The sequence below is a fragment of the Acinetobacter sp. WA-87 genome (assembly GCF_039938935.1).
Lineage (GTDB): Bacteria > Pseudomonadota > Gammaproteobacteria > Pseudomonadales > Moraxellaceae > Acinetobacter > Acinetobacter seifertii.
In genome coordinates this window covers 99,893-120,673 of sequence record NZ_JBDUVF010000008.1, presented here as the reverse complement: position 1 = coordinate 120,673, position 20,781 = coordinate 99,893, and the positions used below count along the sequence as shown (strand labels likewise).

Annotated in this window: 19 protein-coding genes and 1 pseudogene; 6 read left to right on the top strand and 14 right to left on the bottom strand. The window is 36.1% G+C overall.

Translation table 11 applies throughout. From position 1 onward, the window contains the following. The 4 genes and pseudogenes from ABFY81_RS17895 to ABFY81_RS17880 form a co-directional block, all read right to left on the bottom strand. A pseudogene (locus ABFY81_RS17895) lies at positions 1-951 on the bottom strand (fimbrial biogenesis outer membrane usher protein); the annotation flags it as partial. A gap of 40 nt (positions 952-991) precedes the next feature. Next, positions 992-1,699 carry a fimbria/pilus periplasmic chaperone gene (locus tag ABFY81_RS17890; RefSeq protein WP_347914314.1) on the bottom strand — a complete coding sequence of 236 codons (708 nt, stop codon included), beginning with the start codon at positions 1,697-1,699 and terminating at the stop codon, positions 992-994. Between the two features lie 89 nt (positions 1,700-1,788). Next, entirely contained in the window at positions 1,789-2,319 is a 531-nt protein-coding gene (locus ABFY81_RS17885) for a spore coat protein U domain-containing protein (RefSeq protein ID WP_068933623.1), read from the bottom strand. A 529-nt stretch (positions 2,320-2,848) separates the two neighbouring features. Further along, on the bottom strand, positions 2,849-3,280 hold the full coding sequence (locus ABFY81_RS17880; protein WP_347914313.1) for a hypothetical protein: 432 nt from the start codon (positions 3,278-3,280) through the stop codon (positions 2,849-2,851). Between the two features lie 539 nt (positions 3,281-3,819). Here ABFY81_RS17880 and ABFY81_RS17875 point away from each other — a divergent pair. The 3 genes from ABFY81_RS17875 (at position 3,820) to ABFY81_RS17865 (ending at position 7,323) form a co-directional block, all read left to right on the top strand. Then, on the top strand, positions 3,820-5,493 hold the full coding sequence (locus ABFY81_RS17875; RefSeq protein ID WP_019458696.1) for an FMN-binding glutamate synthase family protein: 1,674 nt from the start codon (positions 3,820-3,822) through the stop codon (positions 5,491-5,493). 209 nt (positions 5,494-5,702) lie between these two features. Further along, positions 5,703-6,758: a linear amide C-N hydrolase gene (locus ABFY81_RS17870; RefSeq protein ID WP_004701100.1), complete on the top strand. Its 1,056-nt coding sequence runs from the start codon at positions 5,703-5,705 to the stop codon at positions 6,756-6,758. Positions 6,759-6,819: 61 nt separating this feature from the next. After that, the gene (locus tag ABFY81_RS17865) at positions 6,820-7,323 is read left to right on the top strand and encodes a hypothetical protein (protein ID WP_077163460.1); all 504 of its coding nucleotides are present in this window, start codon (positions 6,820-6,822) and stop codon (positions 7,321-7,323) included. A 60-nt stretch (positions 7,324-7,383) separates the two neighbouring features. Here ABFY81_RS17865 and ABFY81_RS17860 read toward each other — a convergent pair whose 3' ends face one another. From ABFY81_RS17860 to ABFY81_RS17840, 5 genes are all read right to left on the bottom strand, one after another. Beyond that, complete coding sequence (locus ABFY81_RS17860; protein ID WP_004701095.1) at positions 7,384-8,412, bottom strand: alpha/beta hydrolase; 1,029 nt, start codon at positions 8,410-8,412, stop codon at positions 7,384-7,386. Continuing rightward, positions 8,412-9,542, bottom strand: a complete 1,131-nt coding sequence (locus tag ABFY81_RS17855) for a YdcF family protein (protein ID WP_077166163.1) — start codon at positions 9,540-9,542, stop codon at positions 8,412-8,414. The genes ABFY81_RS17860 and ABFY81_RS17855 overlap by 1 nt, the downstream gene beginning before the upstream one ends. A gap of 4 nt (positions 9,543-9,546) precedes the next feature. Beyond that, complete coding sequence (gene murB / locus ABFY81_RS17850) at positions 9,547-10,581, bottom strand: UDP-N-acetylmuramate dehydrogenase (RefSeq protein ID WP_077169254.1); 1,035 nt, start codon at positions 10,579-10,581, stop codon at positions 9,547-9,549. Between the two features lie 19 nt (positions 10,582-10,600). Next, entirely contained in the window at positions 10,601-11,104 is a 504-nt protein-coding gene (locus ABFY81_RS17845) for a low molecular weight protein-tyrosine-phosphatase (protein ID WP_347914312.1), read from the bottom strand. A gap of 301 nt (positions 11,105-11,405) precedes the next feature. After that, the gene (locus ABFY81_RS17840) at positions 11,406-11,633 is read right to left on the bottom strand and encodes a tautomerase family protein (RefSeq protein WP_004701091.1); all 228 of its coding nucleotides are present in this window, start codon (positions 11,631-11,633) and stop codon (positions 11,406-11,408) included. A 62-nt stretch (positions 11,634-11,695) separates the two neighbouring features. Between ABFY81_RS17840 and ABFY81_RS17835 the strand changes: the two genes are divergently transcribed. Beyond that, positions 11,696-12,163 (top strand): helix-turn-helix domain-containing protein, encoded by a 468-nt coding sequence (locus ABFY81_RS17835; protein ID WP_347914311.1) that lies wholly within the window; start codon positions 11,696-11,698, stop codon positions 12,161-12,163. Between the two features lie 262 nt (positions 12,164-12,425). Here ABFY81_RS17835 and ABFY81_RS17830 read toward each other — a convergent pair whose 3' ends face one another. From ABFY81_RS17830 to ABFY81_RS17820, 3 genes are all read right to left on the bottom strand, one after another. Continuing rightward, on the bottom strand, positions 12,426-12,968 hold the full coding sequence (locus tag ABFY81_RS17830; RefSeq protein ID WP_347914310.1) for a cysteine hydrolase family protein: 543 nt from the start codon (positions 12,966-12,968) through the stop codon (positions 12,426-12,428). A gap of 232 nt (positions 12,969-13,200) precedes the next feature. Beyond that, a complete protein-coding gene (locus tag ABFY81_RS17825) occupies positions 13,201-13,431 on the bottom strand; it encodes a hypothetical protein (protein ID WP_031944457.1) in 231 nt (76 codons plus the stop codon). A gap of 399 nt (positions 13,432-13,830) precedes the next feature. After that, positions 13,831-14,190 (bottom strand): YcgJ family protein, encoded by a 360-nt coding sequence (locus ABFY81_RS17820; RefSeq protein WP_025465238.1) that lies wholly within the window; start codon positions 14,188-14,190, stop codon positions 13,831-13,833. A 302-nt stretch (positions 14,191-14,492) separates the two neighbouring features. On the opposite strand from ABFY81_RS17820, the gene ABFY81_RS17815 reads away from it, so the two are divergent. Beyond that, a complete protein-coding gene (locus ABFY81_RS17815) occupies positions 14,493-15,650 on the top strand; it encodes an iron-containing alcohol dehydrogenase (RefSeq protein WP_019458686.1) in 1,158 nt (385 codons plus the stop codon). Continuing rightward, positions 15,650-16,084, top strand: a complete 435-nt coding sequence (locus ABFY81_RS17810) for a thioesterase family protein (RefSeq protein ID WP_347914309.1) — start codon at positions 15,650-15,652, stop codon at positions 16,082-16,084. Before ABFY81_RS17815 ends, ABFY81_RS17810 begins: the two co-directional genes overlap by 1 nt. Positions 16,085-16,132: 48 nt before the next feature. On the opposite strand, the gene ABFY81_RS17805 is transcribed toward ABFY81_RS17810, so the two are convergent. Together ABFY81_RS17805 and dnaX are read right to left on the bottom strand one after the other, a co-directional pair. After that, the gene (locus tag ABFY81_RS17805; RefSeq protein ID WP_347914308.1) at positions 16,133-18,361 is read right to left on the bottom strand and encodes a phospholipase C, phosphocholine-specific; all 2,229 of its coding nucleotides are present in this window, start codon (positions 18,359-18,361) and stop codon (positions 16,133-16,135) included. Between the two features lie 324 nt (positions 18,362-18,685). Beyond that, positions 18,686-20,716 (bottom strand): DNA polymerase III subunit gamma/tau, encoded by a 2,031-nt coding sequence (dnaX, locus tag ABFY81_RS17800; protein ID WP_347914307.1) that lies wholly within the window; start codon positions 20,714-20,716, stop codon positions 18,686-18,688. Positions 20,717-20,781: the final 65 nt, after the last annotated feature.

Genomic DNA, 20,781 nt, shown 5'->3' with positions numbered 1-20,781 from the left:
GTAATAAGGTTTTTTAGTAATGGTTTGCTGACCTGTTGCATCAGTTGTTACCAATGTAACTTCATTTCCTGAAATAAACGGGAGCTGCTTAACATCAAATGGACCTGAAGGAACAAGGCCTGAATAAATCTTTTGCTGGTTAACGTATAAGTCCAGTGTAGAAGGTAGCGCCGCTGAACCGGAAAACTGTGGCAGCGCAGAAGTAACAATATCACCACGCTGAGTATAGGCACTCGACCACTGCAAACCAGCAAGACGCACACTACTGCTCCAGTCAGAACTATTGGAAATAAAATCACCTAGGGTATATATCCTGACTTTTTCAGGATCTACATATTGCCATTTACTTTCCAGACGTACCCACTTCTCATGGCTATAACTGTTTTCATTACTACCGTTATATAAAATACCGGATGAAAAATTACCAAGCGCGCTGTTAAAAATCCCTTCTGCCGAACCTGAGAAAATACTCTCATTATTAGTAATGGTGTGATACATGCTGTAATTCAGAATTGCAGCATTTAAAGGTTTCATTTTTAGTAAGTTGGTGTTTGTAGTCGGCTGACCAGTTAAGTCAACAGAATAGTCACTCAACATGCTCGCAGGAACTTGTAAGTTTAGAGACTGCTCATTTTCCAGATACTTAAACTGGATTCCTTTCAGTTCATTAATACATACCCATTGGCTAGCAGGGATATGTTCATCCATTTTCAGTCTTAAGGCTTTTAGGTCATGGACCCGTATATATAATTTTCTATCTTGGTCTTGATGTACCGATATTAAGTCGGTAGAAGTATTAGAATTGATAGAAATATTTAAAAATAGTTGTATATAGCCTTTATCAGAACCAGAGGTCTGAAAAGCGGAGTTTGTAACTTCCGGAATATTAGGCAAAGCGGCATTAGTGTTGTCTTGTAATGATTCAGCAAAAGCATGAATCGGCAAGTACATAACACACAAAGCACTTACGAGATATTTCATATGTGCCTCTTTAAAGAGATGCCGGCTTACCGTTAATATTCAATGAAATATTATATTTATGATCAGCTTGGAATTTAAAATCCGGGCTAATATTAAAATTTCTTGATTTTCCTGAAAGAATATAACCATTTACGGTATTTACTTTAATCGGATAACTTTTATTTGAAGTAGTATCCACAAGTGTTAAATTATTTAAAAGCGCATGGCGATTGCCAACATTACTAATAGTAAGATAAGCGTTGTTTTGTTCTTTCTGTATTGACCAACTCAGCTTAGTAATCGCATCTTTATTCACTACAAATACAGGTAATGATGAGCGAAGTAATACATTTACACCTTGCGATGCTTTACGACTATCGATAGGTTTTGGTAATTCATCAAGAATAATACGATAAGTTTTTTCACCAGAAATTGGTTCTGGCTTAATGCGGACTACACGCAAATTATAAGAATCATTCGGTTTTAATTTTAAGAAAGGTGGACTAATTGCAATATCATCTGTTGGAATTAATTGATCTTGTCCAGCATTCTGAGTCCATTCAAATATACGTATTTGTAAGTCAGCACTTTCGTTCGACTGATTATATAAACTAATTGAGGATGCAGATTGATCACTCAATATTTCAACATTCACAGGAGAAAGACGTATTGAGGCAGCATTTAACACACTAGGCAAAAATAACAATAAAATTGTAGCAACAAAGATATTTTTTTTCATAACTTGCCCAGAATTACTTTTCTCAAATTAAGCTAGAGCTAGCTCTTACAAAAGAGCTAGCGACAACAATGAACAGAACTGATTTAAAATTAATAAGTCACAGTCACAGTTACTGTATCAACATAGCTACCAGCGCTTGGTAAAACTGAACCAGCAGGGATACGGCCATATACGTTCACTGTTTGTACTGAACCAGTGCCATTCCCACTGTAGGCAGCCGTTGCAATAGCGATTGCTGTTGCACGGTTAGTATCAGAGAAAAGGTTATAAGGGATATATTCGTTACTTGTTGCCCCACCAATCATACGGCGTTGAGTAGTCTGAGCATTTTTACCCGCGTCAAACGCCAAAGTCCATGGCACAGTGTTGTTACAAAGGACTTTAATTGCAGTACCACCTGTAGTAGTCGTGTCTGCATCTACATTGCTCGCAAGAGAACTTAAGGTACCGAAGTCTAAGATTGCATTTGCAGTTGTGCCTGTAGCTGAAGTATTAAGTACACAGCTATTCGTAATAGTGGCTTTAACAGTTAATGTACCAGTAGCCGTTGCAGCATTTGCAGCGGTGATAGACATTAAACCCATAGCAATTGCAGATAAACCGATGAGAGATTTTTTCATGATTGAAAACCTTTTTACATTACGCCAATAAGAATTAATAGATGTAAAAACTAGCCTTCCCCAATCCAATCACTAGCTTCTTTGACTGTTTTTTCAAAGCGTCTTTTTTTTTACTCTACTGTGCGCGCATCATACAAAAAAACAACAAAAATATAGCTATTCATTTCATTTTAAATATCTATTAACAAGTTAAATTTCGATGGATTTCTCAATTATGAGTATTTATATGGTATATACCACTTTTTAAAGAAATTTCCGGTAATTTTATTCAATTTTTTTATTAGTTTTATTAAAAAATCATAAAATTTCATTAGTTAAATTTTACCATCATTTTTTATATTTTATTATTTTCAGAACTAAATTCACAATAAGTGATTAAAAAATAAGCATTTTTTTAATTCTATATATTTTAAATGAATAAGAAATTAAAATTTAATGAATAAGAATTCTAAGAGTTTGGAACATGCTTTGATTGATTTCCTTAACTTTAGAACAAGAGGAAATTATTTATAAAGAAAGAAATACTTGCTTAAGTATTTCTGAATACCAAATGAAAAATGAAACCCAACACCCCACCCGCCAGCGCAAAGCTAAGTTGAACATAAGCCTTTCCGTACCAAGCCAACTTATTAAATTGATAATTTTCGCTATATTCATCAATGATCAAAATATTTTTTATGTCCCAAGTATGAAATCCTTTAGGTCTTACTGCAAAAAAATCAAGAATAGGTGTGAAGCCTAAAATAAATAAAATACCTAACAAGGGATAGACAATACTTCCTGGAAAAATAGGTTTCTTTTTTTGTTCCATAGCATCAAAAATGATAGCAACTGCAACTAGACAAGATTCGAATAAAGCAACTTTTTTAAAAGTTTCAAAATCATAACCTAGATAAAACATTAAAACTAATAAAAATACATCAGTAAAAAAAACAGAAATTGTTAATAATTTCCAGCTCATTCCAATTCCCTACTTAATTTTTAGAGTGCTATATAGTTGTAATAAGATCGGTCTAAAATACTATATCAATCTACAAATATTACCAAAAAACAAATCTAAAAAATATCAGATCAACAAGTCAAAATTTACACTTATGATCAAATTACAAGCAAACAGGGTTCCAAGAGACTAGCTAAATATTTAAGAAACCGTAATAAACATAAAAAAACAATTTTTTATAATATTAAAGCTCGGGTTAAAAAATTTATTTCTGTAATTATTAACATATTTAAAATCAATAAACGCTCATATTAAAAGTACAATATATAAATATTATTAAACTTATTCCTATTCTAAAAAAACATAATATCTAAAATATCCAAATTTAAAAAAATGAGTAAATAATGCTCTAGGCATATAAGAATACTAAACTTTTTAATCTTAAGCATCATCGACTACTTTTGACCTCCACCTCATTGAAACTAACAATTCCATACTTGTAGTTTAAGTTGCTTCTTGGCAAGGTATCTACCAGTAAAACATTAGGAATTTGTTCACATATGGCGAGTCCAGCACAAATTATTCGACATAAATTTCTCAATACATTTTTTTCACGCCATTCTCTCTGGTTCTTATGTATTTTTACTGCACTTAGTATCACTTGGTTCAGAACTGTATACACCCCACATAGTATCTATTATTTTATTTCTGATACTTTACTCAACGGATTATGGGTGCTTACAGGTGTATTGAGTCTATTAGGCTTATATGACGTATTACAGAATAGGCACTCTATCTTAAGAAATTACCCGATCATGGGCCATTTTCGTTTTCTATTTGAAGACATACGTCCTGAAATTCGCCAATATTTCATTGAAGCCGATCAAGATGCACTACCCTTCTCGCGCATGCAAAGAAGTTTAGTTTATCAACGTGCTAAAAATGAAAATGCAGACAAACCTTTTGGTTCAATTATTAACGTATATCAAGAAGATTACCGATTTATTGTTCATTCAATTAGCCCATGTCCACCGGCAGACCCAAAGAGCTTTCGGATTCAAATTGGTAATAGCCAATGCCTTCAACCTTATAGCGCTTCTATTATGAATATTTCTGCGATGAGTTTCGGTAGTTTAAGCGCAAATGCAATACGCGCATTAAACAAAGGAGCACAATTAGGCGGGTTTTATCACGATACAGGTGAAGGTAGCCTCAGTCCTTATCATTTAGAAAATGGTGGTGATATTGTTTGGCAAATTGCCAGTGGCTATTTTGGTTGCCGTACTTTAGATGGAAAATTTGACGAGCAAAAATTTGCTAAACAATCTCAACTACCACAAATCAAGATGATTGAGTTAAAGCTTTCACAAGGTGCTAAACCAGGTCATGGCGGCATTTTACCTAAGCATAAAATTACTGCTGAAATTGCCGAAATTCGTGGTGTCTCACGGGATCACGATTGTATTTCTCCAGCAAAACATTCAAGTTTTTCTACACCAATTGAAATGATGCAGTTCTTACAGAAGTTACGCACATTATCTGGCGGAAAACCTGTTGGTTTTAAACTGTGTATTGGGCAACCTTGGCAGTTTATGAGTATTGTGAAAGCAATGCTTGAAACGAAAATTGTTCCTGATTTTATTGTAGTAGATGGCTCTGAAGGTGGAACTGGCGCAGCGCCAATTGAGTTTAGTGATTATATTGGTACTCCCTTACGTGAAGGCTTACGTTTTGTACATAATACACTTGTAGGGGCTGGGTTAAGAGACCAAGTTAAAATTGGTGCAAGTGGTAAAATTATTAGTGCATTTGATATTGCCAGCACATTTGCACTAGGTGCAGATTGGGTCAATTCAGCACGAGGATTCATGTTCGCAGTTGGATGTATTCAAGCTCAAAGTTGCCATACAAATCAGTGCCCTGTAGGCGTAGCAACCCAAGATAAAGACCGCCAAAAAGCCTTACATGTGCCAACTAAAGCAGAACGTGTATTTAATTTTCATAAAAATACATTACATGCTTTATCTGAAATGATTGCTGCTGCTGGCTTACGCCATCCTTCGGATATTAAAGCCCATCACTTGGCACAACGTGTAAATGACCGTGAAATTAAGAATTATGCTCAATTGCACTTTTTCTTAAAAGACGGAGAGCTTTTGCAATCTGAACTTAATAATGACGGTGATAATTTTTATTACCGAATGTGGAATATGGCTGATGCCAATCATTTTTAATTTATATTAACTTGATAATTTGAGCATCATAGTTAAGTGTGATGCTCTTTTCTATTTTAAACTTATATGTGATTTCTACTTAAATTAGTTTCTTATTTTAGTTTGTATTTAATGTATTTTTCACCTACTATTAAAGTATAAATAATATACATGCTTTAATTTTATTAAATAAATATCCTCAAATTGTTATAACAAGAAGGTGTATTCTCATGTTAAAGAAAACATTCATTTCATCTTTTGTCGCATTGGCTGTAGGGTTAAGTAGCTATGCAGTTGCTTGTACACGTGCAGTTTATTTAGGCAATAATCAACATGTTATTACTGCCCGCTCGATGGACTGGAAAGTTGATACGGGTACGAATTTATGGATTTTGCCAAGTGGTGTTGCCCGCGATGGAAGTGCAGGATCTAAATCAATAAAATGGACTTCTAAGTATGGCAGCGTTATTGCAACCGGTTACGAAGTCTCTACGACTGATGGAATGAATGAGGCTGGTTTAGTTGCAAATGTCTTATGGCTAGTTGAATCTCAATATCCTGACGTAAAAAAATCAAATAAACCACTGTTAAGTATTGCCGCTTGGGCACAATATGTTCTTGATAATTTCGCAACCGTAGATGAGGCTGTGAAAGCGCTTGAGAAAGAACCTTATACAATTGTGACTGATAGTGTTCCAGGTGAAACGAGATTAACGACACTACATTTATCTATTTCAGATAAAACGGGTGATAGCGCAATTATTGAATACATTGGTGGCAAGCAAGTTATTCACCACAGCCGAAGTTATCAAATCATGACTAACTCACCTACTTTTGATAAACAATTGGCATTGGCAGAATATTGGAAACAAATTGGTGGTACCGTTATGCTTCCTGGTACAAACCGAGCTTCTGACCGTTTTGCTCGCGCTTCATTCTATATCAATGCAATTCCTAAAAATGATGATATGAAACAAGCACAGGCTTCTGTATTTAGCGTGATTCGTAATGCATCGGTTCCATACGGTTTAAACACACAAGAAGAGCCTAATATTTCATCGACTCGCTGGAGAACTGTTGCAGACCATAAACAGATGCTTTATTTTTTTGAGTCAGCCTTATCACCAAATGTATTTTGGGTTGACTTAAAGAAAATAAATTTTAAAGACGGTAAAACGCGAAGACTTGATCTTGGACCTGAGCAGAGCCATATCTATGCAGGTGACGCGACATCTGAATTTAAAGTTACGAAACCATTTGCTTTTTTAAGTCCAAAAACTCTTTAATGAGGGGTAAAATTTATCATCTTTAAGATAAATAATATTAAACGTGCTTTCTTGGAATTACATTATGAAAAAAGCCCTATTTTTATTAGGTACTTGTTTACTTACAGCAGCTTGTAGCACAACCTCGTATAAGTCTAATACCACGACAGCAACATCTGAGCTAAAAACAGCTGGTCAGCTTAATTGCTTACCCACAGAACTTTGTCCAAGCTTACTGGTTAAATGGAATGAAAAACAGAAAAATCAAGTTCGTGTAGACGTTCATTTAAGTAGTAGTTACAACTTCTATGATATTAATTCGTTAGTATTTGATATTGATGGAAAGCAGTTTAGTTATAAACCAGCTCAAGCTACTGAGAAAACGAATGTTAGTCGACTTGTTCCTAAGCACTCGACGACATACTTTATTATTCCAAGTCAATTCTTACAAGAATTTAAAAATGCTCAAAACATTAATGTTCTAGTTAAAACTGACAAAGGTATTATTGAACGCAATATGTATTCTCCGCAGAAACAATCTTCGGTCTATAAAAACTTCGTTGAGCTTTATCAGAGTTTAAAATAATCATCTGATTTAATTAACTGATGCACTCAATCTATTGACTAGATTGAGTGCATTACTTTTTTAATAATAAAAATGCTTTGGCTTTGCATGTAAAAAGGCTGGAATCAAACCTGTTAAAGCTGCACGTATATCTGCACGCTCATTAATTAATTGATGAGACCCCTCTTCAAGCATTAATAAGGTTTGAAGCCTAAACTTACGGCGAATAAACTCAATGTTATAACGCCAATCTACTGTTTGATCTAATGCACCTTGCGCTAACCAGACAGGAATACGACAAGCAGGTCGTTCTTCCATTTCCTGCATCCATTTCGACATTGCCAAAATCCAGTCCATCCCCATCATGCGTGGCTGCAATGGGTCTTTTAAACGAATAAAACGTAAAAATTCAGGATTATGATTATTACGTCTAAAGTGTCTTGGTACTTGGCGTTTAATGCGGCGAATAATGCCAAGTCCCACTGGATTATGCCACCATGCTGTTTTAGCTGGGCGAATTAAAGGTGAAAGTAATAAAACTCTATCAACAATTGGATCTTGGCGTTTTTCTGCATACTCAAGCAAATGATGCATCCAAATTGCACCACCCGTACTTTGACCTATCCCGACCCAAGGCTTAGGTAACTGATCTGCGTGTTTAACATATCGATAAACAGCCATCAGAACTTGTTGGTAATGATCAAAATTTTGAATACTTGCTGGTGAACCATTACTTAAACCATGACCAGGTAAGTCATAGGTAATTACACTAAAACCCTGTTCAAGTATTTCACGAATAATTGGCTGATATATTCCACTATGTTCAAGATAACCATGTAATAAACAGACAGTTCCTTGTACTTTGTCTAATTTAGGCTTAAAAACTTGAACATGTAGACGAAATAAAGGCATTTGGACATACCCTTGCCAGTGATCACAGTCGAGTAAATGTAAACCGTATAATTTGCGATATGCTAAAAGTTCACGAGAAGGTTCTTCTAATGTATTTAAATTAAGAGGGCTTAAAACTTGCGGAGTGAGATCACGGTTAGGTACCGGTAAATCTAATTGTTTTAATACGGCAGGATTGAGAAATGGGATCTCAGACATTAAGGCACCTCTCGACAATCACTTGAACCAAATAGCATGTCACGAATTGTCGCAAGTAATTCATAATTTGCACGACGACTATGATCGTAGTTTTGTACACTCGGTTGCCAACGTGTAAGTGCTGTTGGCATTGGGGCAATAACAGGAATTGTTTCAATACCATTCAAAGCAAATAAGCGACGTGTACGCGGCATATGATATTCATCTGTGACTAACATTACCGTAGGAGCACCACCTTTCTTTTGAAGCAGTAACGAACTAAAACGAGTATTTTCACAAGTATTCATACTTTTTTGTTCTAATAACTTTGCATCGACCCCACGCTTTTTTAGCCATGCCTGCATATAAGGTGCCTCAACACCACTCAACACAATCGGGAGGTCATTTTGTTGCTCAACTTCTAACGTTTTTTCCAGTCTTAAACGTGTATAACTATTAACTACAATGTCTTTGCCATTTTTATCTAAAGTTAAACCACCACCTAACACCACAATTGCATAAGGTTCTGACAGTTTTTTTGGTTGAGGTTGAAGTGGATTTTTACTGACATCTTCAACTTTCTGCTCAGGCTCGCTTACCGCTTTTTGATGCTCGGGTACTACAGGTTTTCTTGCCAAAAACTCTGTGTATTGTTCTGTAAGTGCTTTATTTTCTGAGCTGTTAATAAAAAGTGCTTCATCAATAGGACCACTTGTTTCATCAGCTGCATCTATTTCTGAGTTTTTAGCAACTAAAGGAACACTTACAGCTGAAGTTTCTTGCTCTTCTTCCATTTCTTGTTCTTTTTCTTCTAAAAGAATAATTTGCTGCAAAGCTTTATAGTTTTCTTGTATGTAGCCCAAATCTGCTGCTTTTTTCTCACGTAAAGCATCTTCAGTCAACTTTAAATAAGCTTGACGAGCAATCCATAAATTTGAACCTGGCTCTAAGTTATCATGTTCACTTAAGGCAGCTTTTCTCTGGCTTTCCGCAGCCACTTCATTCACATCCACAGGCACAAAATAGTTAAGCCCAGCTACAATAAGTTTTGAATAAAATGGTGAATATAAAAAAACTACGAAACAGCCTAATAGTACAAATAGCACAGTGACTACTTGTACAAAACGTACCATTAAATGTACTTTTGGCATAAAACTATTCCGTATGATTTTCAATTAAACCTAAACTGTTATAAAGCACAGGTTCTGGTTCTAACATAACATGGAAATGCTGATCAACATCATGCTGTACAGCCTGATAAGTTTTCTTCACATCAGCAAGAGATGCATTGGCATAATTCACCAAAACCAATGCTTGTTTGTGAAACATACCCACCACACCCAACTGCTTACCTTTCCAACCTGCTTGATCAATTAACCAACCAGCTGCAATTTTAACGTTACCATTAGCTTGAGGATAATGTGGAATTGTTGAAAATTGTGTGATTAAACGTTCAAACTCATGCGCATTTACTATTGGGTTTTTAAAGAAACTTCCTACATTTGGATATTCTTTAGGATCAGGAAGTTTACTTTGTCGAATGTTAATAACCTGATTTTGTAAATTTTCAGCAGTTAGATTGTCTCCAACTGCCTGCTTTAAATCACCATAATTTAACTTTAAATGAGGCTGCTTAGGTAATTTAAAGGTGACATGCGTAATGATGTAGCGTGTCGGATCATCTTTAAAAATGCTATGTCTATAAGAAAAATGACAGTCTGCTGCTAAAATTGATTTGATCTCTTTAAATTGCCGGTCATAGACTTGCACTGACTCAATGAACTCACCAACTTCAACGCCATAAGCACCAATGTTCTGTACTGGTGAAGCACCAACTAATCCAGGAATAAGTGCTAAATTTTGCAATCCATACCAGTTCTGCTTAGTACTATATAAAACAAAATCGTGCCAAACCTGCCCTGCACCTACTTTAACTTGAACAAAATCCTGATTTTCAGATAAAACTTCTATACCTTGAATATCAAGATGTATAACTAGCGCATTAATTTGCTGCGGCAACAACATATTACTACCGCCAGACAAAACAAGTACGTTTAACTCATGCTGTTTAGCAAAATCCAAAGCAGCTTTAATATCTTCGATAGAGGTGATTTTAGTGTAATGGGATGCTGTCACATCTAAACTTAAAGTGTTGAATGGCTTAAGCTGTACTTGATTTTGAATTTGCATTGTATTGAAAAACCTATTCCTAAACATTCAACTGTTTTTTTAAGATATTAACCCACGCTAAAGTACTTGATTCACATTGGTCAAGTACACGCTCAAAGCCTTCCTGCCCACCATAATAAGGATCAGGTAAAGCTTGTTTTAGATATTGCGGATCATGCTCACTCATTAATGCAATTTTTGCTCGAATTTGATGACTACCAAATTGAAATATAGCGTTTTGTAGCAAATCATGAATATCTTCAAAATTTTGATGATCCATTGCCAAAATCAAATCAAAATCTAAAAAATCTCGAGTTGAAAGTTGTCTAGCACGTAAAGACGACAAATCATAGCCTCTTTTTTTAGCATGCATTTGGCTACGCTGATCAGGTGCTTTATTGGGATGATAATTACTCGTTCCAGCCGAATCGACGATTACATTGAGTTGATGCTTATCACAATAATGTCTGAAAACCACTTCAGCGGTGGGTGAGCGGCAAATATTTCCTAAACAGACACATAAAACCTTATATTGTGTTTCCATTAGAAATTAGTTCCAAACATTTGAATTACATAAAAATAAACAGATTGCTTGCAAAGTTACTGCAAAATTCCCACAAGCTACAAATCTGGTCAAGTCTTTCTTGACCCTAATGGCCTGTTGCATTTTGTCAAAACTCAGTTGGGTTGAAAAGGAAAATAATGTTTATCAATAGATTAAAAGTTGATAAATCAGGCGATAAAGTCGCTAAACTTTTATTTTGAATTTAATTAGAGATAGCAATCATATTTTGAATAAAATCATGTTCAATTATAAAAGCCCTACTCATAGGGCTTTAGATAAATCATTTTGCTGAAGTCATTAACTCGATCATTTCCTTCGTTGGTCTTAAGCTACCTAATTGCCACTGCTCAGGTGGATATTCATCAATCCGAATCCAGACATGTTCCCGAAAAGCAGGATTACCTTTACCTTCTATTTCTACAAATAAGTCTGTTATGCGTTTAAAAAGTTCGGCCTTACTGTCTTTATCGAGTAAACCTTCTATAGTTTGTATATTTATAAATGGCATAATGCTACCTGAATTAACTCTAGGTCTAAATTAAAGACTCATCCTAATTGGAGCCTCCTCTAATGTCAAATCAATTTATTCCAGAACATAAATTTCCCGTAGACGTCTGTGGGATATTCAAAATTACAGAAATATTGAATGACAAATGGACGATCTTATTATTAAGAGAAGCTTTCTATGGGGTAACGAAATTTAATGATTTTTTAGAAAATACAGGTATATCAAAGCAAGTTTTAACCGATCGTCTCAAACATCTTGTCCAATTAGAAATATTCGAGCTATCAATTTATAAAGAAGTTGGCGTACGAGAGCGTAAAGAATATTTACTCACTAAAAAAGGCAAAAGCCTAAATATCGTTCTACTCGCGATGCTTGAGTCAGGTGGTAATTTTATTGAAGAAGGTAAAGATGTAGTCAAAGTTTTTGATAAAAGTACCGATGAAGAACTGAAATTAAAACTTGTAGATTCATCTAATCAAGTTATAGATTTGAAGAATTTGGAACTTAAACTCATCCATACTAAAAAATAAATTTCTACATCTTAAGTTCAGCGATGCAAGTTCGGAAAGCTGTCATATTAAAAATAAAAAAAGCCTACTCTTTCAAGTAGGCTTCCCCTTATGACTTTTGCGCTGATCATTAAGGTTTATTGTTGTTTAAAGCAACCCCATGATCTTACAGAAATACTTAAAAATAAAAAAGACCTTTCGGGTTTACTAAATCATGCCCTTGTAAGACTATTCAACCACCTATCAGAGCACTTATCTTTACGATTTTATTTATAAATTAAAACTAAAAGATAAGCTCTTCTGTAGTGTTTACCTTAGCAAAAGCATTCCTAAAAATTTGGTTGTGATGATCAATTATATATTGGGCACTTAAATGTATTGAATCAAATGTAGTGTGTGCATCGGAGGCTACCATTACTTTATATCCAGCCTCTGAGGCAGCTCTAATAGTCGTGTCTATACAATATTCAGTTTTCATTCCAGTTACTATAATTTGTTCAATATCTAGTCTCTCTAACAGTTCTTTTAAGTCCGTATTCTTAAAGCTACTAGCATAAGTTTTCTCAATAACAAAATCTTTATCTGAATTAAAAGATAAGTCTGCTATTAGTTGAGTATTCGGACTATCTGGATCTAAGGGTGTATTTTTGTCGCCCACATGACGGACAAAAATAATGGGTCTGTTATTCAATCGGTGATGTTCTATCAGCTTAAGAATATTTGAAAGTATGAGTTGATGGTTACAAGGTTTCGACTCTGCATTGAATAGGCCATTTTGCATATCAATAACAAGTAAAGCTGATTTTGAGTTATGACTTTTATCCATAATCTTTCTCTGTAAAAAACCAATAATGTGCAGAGAAAAATAAACCCAGCCATTATTGACTGGGTTTGGTTATCTTATTAAGTCGCTCTAATAAAAAATCACACGCAGCCTTTTCTGAAGGTCGTGGTGGTGGTATTGATTTTTTTTAGTAAACAGTTCATGAATTAAACTTGCTCATCATTAAAGTGCAAAATAAACATAGCATAGTTTTTTCTCAAAAAACAAAGCTTATTTACTTAATTAAATGTAAGTACTCATAGGCTCCTTTTTCATTACTCTCCAGCTTAATAACTGCATCCGTTTCGTCATTTAGTGTCAAATTAAATATTGTCCCATTCTCATAAGAAATTTGATGGCCCATTCGAAACTCAGAATCAAGTGATTCAAAAATAATAAATTTTCCCTCGCTATTTGAAGCGATATAGTAAGTATTGTTCCGATGAACATATCTAATTGTATACATCAACATGAAAATCCCATCTCAAATCAATTATGCTTTTTCTTAAAAATAAAAAGACCCATTTTCACTTTTCATTAAAAAGTCTTAATGGAAAAGACGCTTAAACCTCAAATAAGAAACAGTTACTTGATCATATTTCCTACTTAATAACGTCTATACAACCTCAACGCGAATTAAGATAAATAATTATTTAATTCAAACTATTAAAAAATGAACTCCTCCCTTTTACTTTCTAAAATCAATTATTTGGCTTTTCCCAACTTATACTATTAAATTGATATTACAGAAATACTTAACAATAAAAAACCCCACCATTAGTCGATAGTTAGCAGGGTACATGGTAAAAAATTTGCTTTTAGCAGGTTATTTCAATTCAGAATTTTATATAATTTTTTAAAAAATTTATTTATTTTTAAATAACTTATCAGTCGTATTTCTATCAATTTTACTACGATGTCCATTTTCAAAATATCGATCGACATGACATAGTTTTGTTTTGGTATCACAGAACACACCATTTGAGAGTGTAAATGCTGAAGTATCAAAATCGCCTTGGGAGAAAGCCTTATTCGCCTTATAAGGACCTAAGTATTTAGTTGTAAGTTTTTTTGAGATACCTTTTTTGTCTGCGCATATGTATTTGTCACAAATTACACCCTTTTGAGGTGAAAATACACCAGAGTTGTTTTTTGCCATCGCTACTGAGCTAAACATGAAGCAACTACATCCAATGATACTAAGTAAAGTTTTAGAAATTTTCATTTTTAGAACCGAATAAAATTATTAATTGTTAAGGCATTATATAAATTAGAAGCTTGCCAGAAAATCTCTACCAGCCTATAAATAACAAAAAGCCCACCATTCAATGTCTTTTTAAATAACTTATGCATCATCTGCACATCCTTCTCGATCCCAACAGATAACAATAGTGTTGATGTCATCTAACACCCAACATAATTGCCCTAGAACTACTTTATTTTAAGGTGTCCTGTGCTAAGTTATTTAAAGATTGAATCTTATAGAACCATTCGACAATAATTTTCAAAAATAAGGAAATAACGTATATGAGCCATTTTCAGTTTCAAACCGTTCCAAATATCATTTCTGGCTTAGGTTCTATACAAGAATTACAAAATGTTTTGTCTTCAAAAGCTTACCGTAAGTTATTGCTAGTCACTGATGCTGGCATGATCAAAAATCAATTACATCTACCCATTCTTCAAATTTTAAATACGCTCAACATTGAATATGACATTTATGCAGATGTTCAGGCTGACCCACCAGAACAAGTGGTCTTAGATGCAGCTAACTATGCAAAGCAGCAAAATGTAGATGCCATTATTGGCTTTGGTGGTGGTAGTTCTTTAGATGTTGCAAAAGTAATCGCTTTACTCGCCCACCCCGACCAGACTCAAAGTTTGCAAGACATGTATGGCGTAAACCAAGTCACCACAGCTCGCCTTCCACTTATTTTAATTCCAACCACAGCTGGTACAGGTTCAGAAGTAACACCTATTTCAATTGTGACTACTGGCGAGACAACAAAAATGGGGATTGTCTCTCCAGTACTGTACGCCGACACTGCGATTCTTGATGCTACTTTTACTCAAAACCTTCCAGCGCATATTACTGCTGCAACAGGTATTGATGCGATGGTACATGCCATTGAGGCATATACCTCTAAGCACAAGAAGAATATATACACCGATATTTTAGCTAAGAATGCTTTGAAGCTACTAAACCATAACTTACCGAAAGTTCTTAAAGATGGTAATGATTTAGAAGCACGTCAAAACATGCTTTTTGGTTCAATGCTCGCGGGGCAAGCATTTGCAAACTCGCCCGTTGCTGCGGTACATGCTTTAGCTTATCCACTGGGTGGACATTTTCATTTATCGCATGGACATACCAATGCCTTAGTGCTGGTTGAAGTATTAAAATTTAATGCGCCGAATGCAAAAAAATACTATGCGGAACTTATGCAATGGTTAGACCCATATAGCAATGGCAGCACTGATGGCTTGTGTGATCTGTTCATTGACCATATGCAGAACCACTTAGACCGTAGTGGCTTGACCTTAAAACTTAGAGATTTGGGTATTGATGAGTCGAGTTTACCTCGACTTGCTCAAGATGCCATGTTGCAAACTCGCTTACTACAAAATAACCCACGAGACATGACAGAAGCCGCTGCTTTGGCAATTTATCAGGCGATTCATTAATGACTAAACCAGTTTTAAAAAACCGAGATCAATTTAAGTTCTTTTTAGACATTCAAACGCGTTGGGCAGATAACGACATCTATGGTCATGTGAATAATGTGACTTACTATAGTTACTTTGATACAGCAGCCAATGCTTTACTCATTCAAAAAACAGGTTTTGATATTCATGAAGCAAAATCAATTGGGTTAGTGGTTGATTCAGCTTGTAGCTTTTTACAAGAGTTATCATTTCCAGAAATTATTCAAGTAGGTGTTGCGATTGGTAAAATTGGTACGACTTCTCTACGTTATGAATTAGCGATCTTTAAACAAGGCCAAGATCAAGCCTCAGCTCAAGGACATTTTGTGCATGTGTTTGTAGATCGTGAAACGCGTAAGACTGTACCAATTTCCGAGACAGTTCGTGAAGTTTTAGAGAAATTTTTATTATAAAAAAATGAGGCAAAAAGAAAATGATCTGTTCTTTTTGCCCATCTAAACTTACATCATTGCAGGATCACTAAAAGAGTCTTCACCCGTTTCAACTCGGCCAGCAAAACGTCGATAATAATATGGATCACTTTGGCTCGTGATTTCAAAATCATACCAATGTCCCACGTCAGCCAAAGCCCAATGTTGCTTAACAACCTGTCCCACTTTTACGGTAAGTTGTAACGGCGCATCTTGTCGATATGCACACGGTTTTACCGTCAATATCGCATCCTTAGTACCATCATTCATAAGTTCGACATAAACATCACCATTGGCAATGTCATAGCACACTCGAATTTCAGGTTTAACGCCACTATCAACAATACGTTGAGTATCCCCTTTGAAATGACGATGATAGCCATTTGGACCGAGTACCCATAAATCATAACGACCTAAATTATCTTTTAAAGCGTCCCATACATCATCTAGAGTCTTATTCGGCTCGACAATATAACGCTTTGGAATACGGTCTAAATTGAGCTTGTCATAAACATGAAAAACCGCTGCTTGCGTACCCGTATTAGAGAAAATCAATTGCACTTTGCCATCAGTATTACAGCGTGCGCTGGTGTGTAGCTCGTAAGGTAACGCACGTGAAAGACGTATACCACTTTGCTGAATCGGTAACTTCGTATCCGTGGGTACAGGCACAGCTGGTAAAGCTTCTTGATTTTCTCTTAACTCATCTGCTTGCACACGTGTTTGTTTACCATTCAGCTGCGGTAAAACATCTGCATTTGGTGTTTTAAAGTTAAATGCACTGGTCAAATCACCACACACTGCACGGCGGTACGCACTAATATTCGGCTCTTTTACACCGAAACGTTTTTCTAAAAACATGAGCACAGACGTATGGTCAAACACTTGCGAGTTTACCCAACCACCACGGCTCCACGGAGAAATCACATATAAAGGAACACGCGGGCCCGGACCATAAACACGACCATCAGGTGTAGGCTGAGAATGGCTTCCTTCAGGCGCAGCGTGGTCAAAATATTCATCCTGCATATCGGCACTACTTAATGTCGATTTGCCAGCATACTGACCATTTGCAAGTCGTGATGGCGCAGATGGTGACGGTACATGGTCAAAGTAGCCATCATTTTCATCGAAGTTAATAAGCAGTGCTGTTTTACTCCAGACTTCTGGCACAGCAGTTAATGCATCAATAATTTCTTGAATAAACCAAGCCCCTTGAACTGGGCTTGAAGGGTCTGGATGTTCACAGTAAATTGATGGCGCATTAATCCAAGACACTTGAGGTAATTTACCCTCACGAATGTCTCGTTTAAAAGCGTCAAGGTACTCTTCAGGTTTATTACCCGGTAGCGTATTTGCAATGCCCTTATAAAGTGGATTTTTGGCATTATCGGTCGCAGCATCATAGGCTTTATAGGGTAGCTTTTGACCTGTATCGGCGTAGGGTTTGTTTGGTTCACCACCACTTGCAACTGGGTAGCCAGAAGCAATGTTTGCCTTTCTAAAGGAACGAAATGCACCAAGCATATTATCGCCCCATTCATCCGGCATATTTTGATAACAAATCCAACTTACCCCTGCTTCTTCTAATCTTTCGGCATAGGTCTTCCATGTGTAACCACGATCTGCCGTAGCGGGGTTACCATCAATCCAATCCCATTCATTGTTTACAAATGAACGCTTGGTCGGTGTTGCTCCATTGGTACCGGTTAAATGAAAAGATCGGTTTGCGTCGGTTCCAGTATGCATGGAACAATGGTAGGCATCACAAATCGTAAAGGCATTGGCAAGCGCAAACTGATATGGAATTTCTTTTTCTTTAAAGTAGCCCATGGATATATCAGTCTTATGAGTTGGCCAGTTCGCCATACGGCCGTTGTCCCATGCCAACTGACTATCGTTCCATGTATGCGGTGTGCCATCTGCACGCTGTGCATTATTGGCTGTACCGTCTAAATGAAAAGGCGTTAGAACTTGCCCATTACGTCTAAGCTGTTCCCAAACCTTACGACCATTTGGCAAAGGAATTGTAAAGCGGTCAGCAAAACCTCGAACGCCTTTTAACGTACCAAAGTAATGATCAAAAGATCGATTTTCCTGCATTAAAATAATAACGTGCTCAATATCTTGAATGGTACCCGTTTTATTATTTGCAGGAATTGCTAAAGCCTTTTGAATACTAGATGGAAAAGCTGCGAATGCCGCTGCACCAAAACCCATATTTAAAGAGTAATTTAAAAATTTACGACGTGTAATCATGATCAGGTTCTTTTTATTATTTAAGTTTAAGGAGCACAGCGCATTACAGGCTTTTTACCTGTCTCTGGTGTATTTGAATTATCATTTGATGAGTCGTTACAACCACTCAGCAGAATGGCGCCGATTAATAAAAAATAAGAATATTTAAAGGAAGGTGTTCCTGTGCATTGCCTTTTCATGACGATATATAGTCCATTTAAAATCTAAAATGGCTAACATAGAAAAGTACAATGACAGTGGCGTGACCTGAATATTTCAATCCAGTGAAAAATATGAAAATTCTATTATTTCCACATTTCTCACAAGGTCAAAATTTATGTAAATTTAAGGCTTTAATTGAATATTTTGGAGTTCGCCATCAAAAGTTTCTATGAGGCTTTTAATGACAGGTTGTTGCTGTAATAGCTCTGTCGCTCTATGGAAAGCTTTTTCTTTACGAATGCTTTGCATGACATAAGGTGTAGATGTATTAACTGCACCATACTCAACCGTAAATTGTGTATTTGGCCATTGTTGTTTTAAAGCATCAATGAGGCCTTGTTGTAATTGGGTCAACATATTTTCATATTCTTGAGGAATATGGAAAATCGTATTGCCTCCAATTTCTCCAGTCATTACACCATGTTGAGCAAGTTCTTGAACGGCTGGAGAAAGCTGGCTGTTTCTAAACCAGTATTCCCATTTTTCAAGTGTCCACTCACCTTCTAAGACTTGAGCAGAAAGCTTCAAAATATCCTGAGGCATCAACTGCCCGTTATCAGTTGCGCTAGATTCTTCTACAGCTGTAGCAGTTTCAACAACCACTTCGGGTTGCACCAATGGTTGCTGCTCAATAATAGGTTCAGAAACCAAGTCATGAGTTAAAGGCGCATCCTGACCAAGAGAAAATTCAGCAGCGCTAGATTCTTCAAATAAACCTTGTGGCTCAGCCGTAAAAGTTGGCTCAGGTTCAATTTGTTTGGCCTGAGTTTCAGCCTGAACTTGTACTGCCTTTTGTTCTGGCACGGGAATGAAATCTTCTTCCAGAACACTAATTGTTTCTTGAACAACTGCTGACTCAAGCCCAATTAGCTCATGATGATTTGGATCAAATACCATTAAATCCTGATTAGGTTCAGGTTCAACCATAACGGGTTGATTAATAACTTCAACCGACTGAACAGTACTTATAGGAGCAATCTCTTGAGCTGTTTGCTGAGCTTGCGAATTTAAATCTACTTCTGCTTGTCTATTTTGTTGAACAGGCTCTGAAACTAAAATTTCATTAGGTGCTAAAGGACGGAAAGCCAATAAGCGTAAAATACACATTTCAAAACCTTGCTCTTGCGTCACGGCAAGTTGCAAGTCTGAACGACCTTTACATGCGATTTGGTAATAAAGCTGTAAATCTTGAGCAGAAATTAGCTTAGACAATTGCATGATTTTGCGATTAATTTCATCGCTATATTTCAAACTCAAATCAGGTAGATATTGCAAAATTGCCAATTCATGCAATGTTGAAATGAGCTGATCAAGCACCAGTGAAACATCTAGCGCTTGATGTCTAAATTGTAATAAAAGCTGACTCACTTTTTCACGTTGGTTTTGATGAACCGCTAAAATCAAATCATAAATGATCGTACGGTCAATCAAGCCAAGCATTTCTTTAACATCTTGGTGATGTACAGAACCTTGACCATAAGCAATCGCTTGGTCCGTTAAAGATAATGCATCTCGCAGTGAACCTTGAGCAGATTCAGCAATTTGCCAAATTGCATCTTGATCAGCAGTAATTTGCTCTTTTTCAAGAATAGCACCAAGGTGCTTGGTAATTTCATCTACAGCTAAAGGTCGTAGAGTAAATTGCAGACACCGTGAAATAACCGTAATCGGTAGCTTTTGTGGGTCAGTCGTAGCAAACAGAAACTTAACGTGTTCTGGTGGTTCTTCTAGTGTTTTTAATAACGCATTAAAAGAATGCGTCGATAACATATGTACTTCGTCAATCAGGTAAACTTTAAAACGACCTTGCGTTGGCGCATAAGGAACGTTGTCTAAAAGTTCACGCGTATCTTCTACTTTTGTTCTTGAAGCAGCATCGATTTCGATCAAATCAATGAAACGGCCTTCATTTACCGCTTTACACGTTGCACAGACTTCACACGGCGTTGAAGTCACACCTGTTTCGCAGTTCAAACACTTGGCTAAAATACGTGCAATTGTAGTTTTACCTACACCACGCGTTCCTGTAAATAAATAAGCATGGTGCAGACGACCGCGTTCCAATGCACTACTTAATGCACGAGAAACATGGTTTTGTCCCACTAACTCATTGAAGTTACGTGGACGGTATTTTCTAGCAAGTACTTGATACATGTATGCTCCTTTTTACAGGCATAAGCATACTTTGTTTTTAAAAGAGTGTGAACGCATAAAGCTCA

Excerpts from the sequence above, each read along its gene's own strand:
- ABFY81_RS17890 (WP_347914314.1), bottom strand. The coding sequence starts at position 1,699 with ATGAAAAAAAATATCTTTGTTGCTACAATTTTATTGTTATTTTTGCCT.
- ABFY81_RS17875 (WP_019458696.1), top strand. The coding sequence starts at position 3,820 with ATGGCGAGTCCAGCACAAATTATTCGACATAAATTTCTCAATACATTT.
- ABFY81_RS17880 (WP_347914313.1), bottom strand. The coding sequence starts at position 3,280 with ATGAGCTGGAAATTATTAACAATTTCTGTTTTTTTTACTGATGTATTT.
- murB (WP_077169254.1), bottom strand. The coding sequence starts at position 10,581 with ATGCAAATTCAAAATCAAGTACAGCTTAAGCCATTCAACACTTTAAGT.
- ABFY81_RS17820 (WP_025465238.1), bottom strand. The coding sequence starts at position 14,190 with ATGAAAATTTCTAAAACTTTACTTAGTATCATTGGATGTAGTTGCTTC.
- ABFY81_RS17855 (WP_077166163.1), bottom strand. The coding sequence starts at position 9,542 with ATGCCAAAAGTACATTTAATGGTACGTTTTGTACAAGTAGTCACTGTG.
- dnaX (WP_347914307.1), bottom strand. The coding sequence starts at position 20,716 with ATGTATCAAGTACTTGCTAGAAAATACCGTCCACGTAACTTCAATGAG.
- ABFY81_RS17815 (WP_019458686.1), top strand. The coding sequence starts at position 14,493 with ATGAGCCATTTTCAGTTTCAAACCGTTCCAAATATCATTTCTGGCTTA.
- ABFY81_RS17830 (WP_347914310.1), bottom strand. The coding sequence starts at position 12,968 with ATGGATAAAAGTCATAACTCAAAATCAGCTTTACTTGTTATTGATATG.
- ABFY81_RS17810 (WP_347914309.1), top strand. The coding sequence starts at position 15,650 with ATGACTAAACCAGTTTTAAAAAACCGAGATCAATTTAAGTTCTTTTTA.
- ABFY81_RS17805 (WP_347914308.1), bottom strand. The coding sequence starts at position 18,361 with ATGATTACACGTCGTAAATTTTTAAATTACTCTTTAAATATGGGTTTT.
- ABFY81_RS17860 (WP_004701095.1), bottom strand. The coding sequence starts at position 8,412 with ATGTCTGAGATCCCATTTCTCAATCCTGCCGTATTAAAACAATTAGAT.
- ABFY81_RS17870 (WP_004701100.1), top strand. The coding sequence starts at position 5,703 with ATGTTAAAGAAAACATTCATTTCATCTTTTGTCGCATTGGCTGTAGGG.
- ABFY81_RS17845 (WP_347914312.1), bottom strand. The coding sequence starts at position 11,104 with ATGGAAACACAATATAAGGTTTTATGTGTCTGTTTAGGAAATATTTGC.
- ABFY81_RS17825 (WP_031944457.1), bottom strand. The coding sequence starts at position 13,431 with ATGTATACAATTAGATATGTTCATCGGAACAATACTTACTATATCGCT.
- ABFY81_RS17885 (WP_068933623.1), bottom strand. The coding sequence starts at position 2,319 with ATGAAAAAATCTCTCATCGGTTTATCTGCAATTGCTATGGGTTTAATG.
- ABFY81_RS17835 (WP_347914311.1), top strand. The coding sequence starts at position 11,696 with ATGTCAAATCAATTTATTCCAGAACATAAATTTCCCGTAGACGTCTGT.
- ABFY81_RS17840 (WP_004701091.1), bottom strand. The coding sequence starts at position 11,633 with ATGCCATTTATAAATATACAAACTATAGAAGGTTTACTCGATAAAGAC.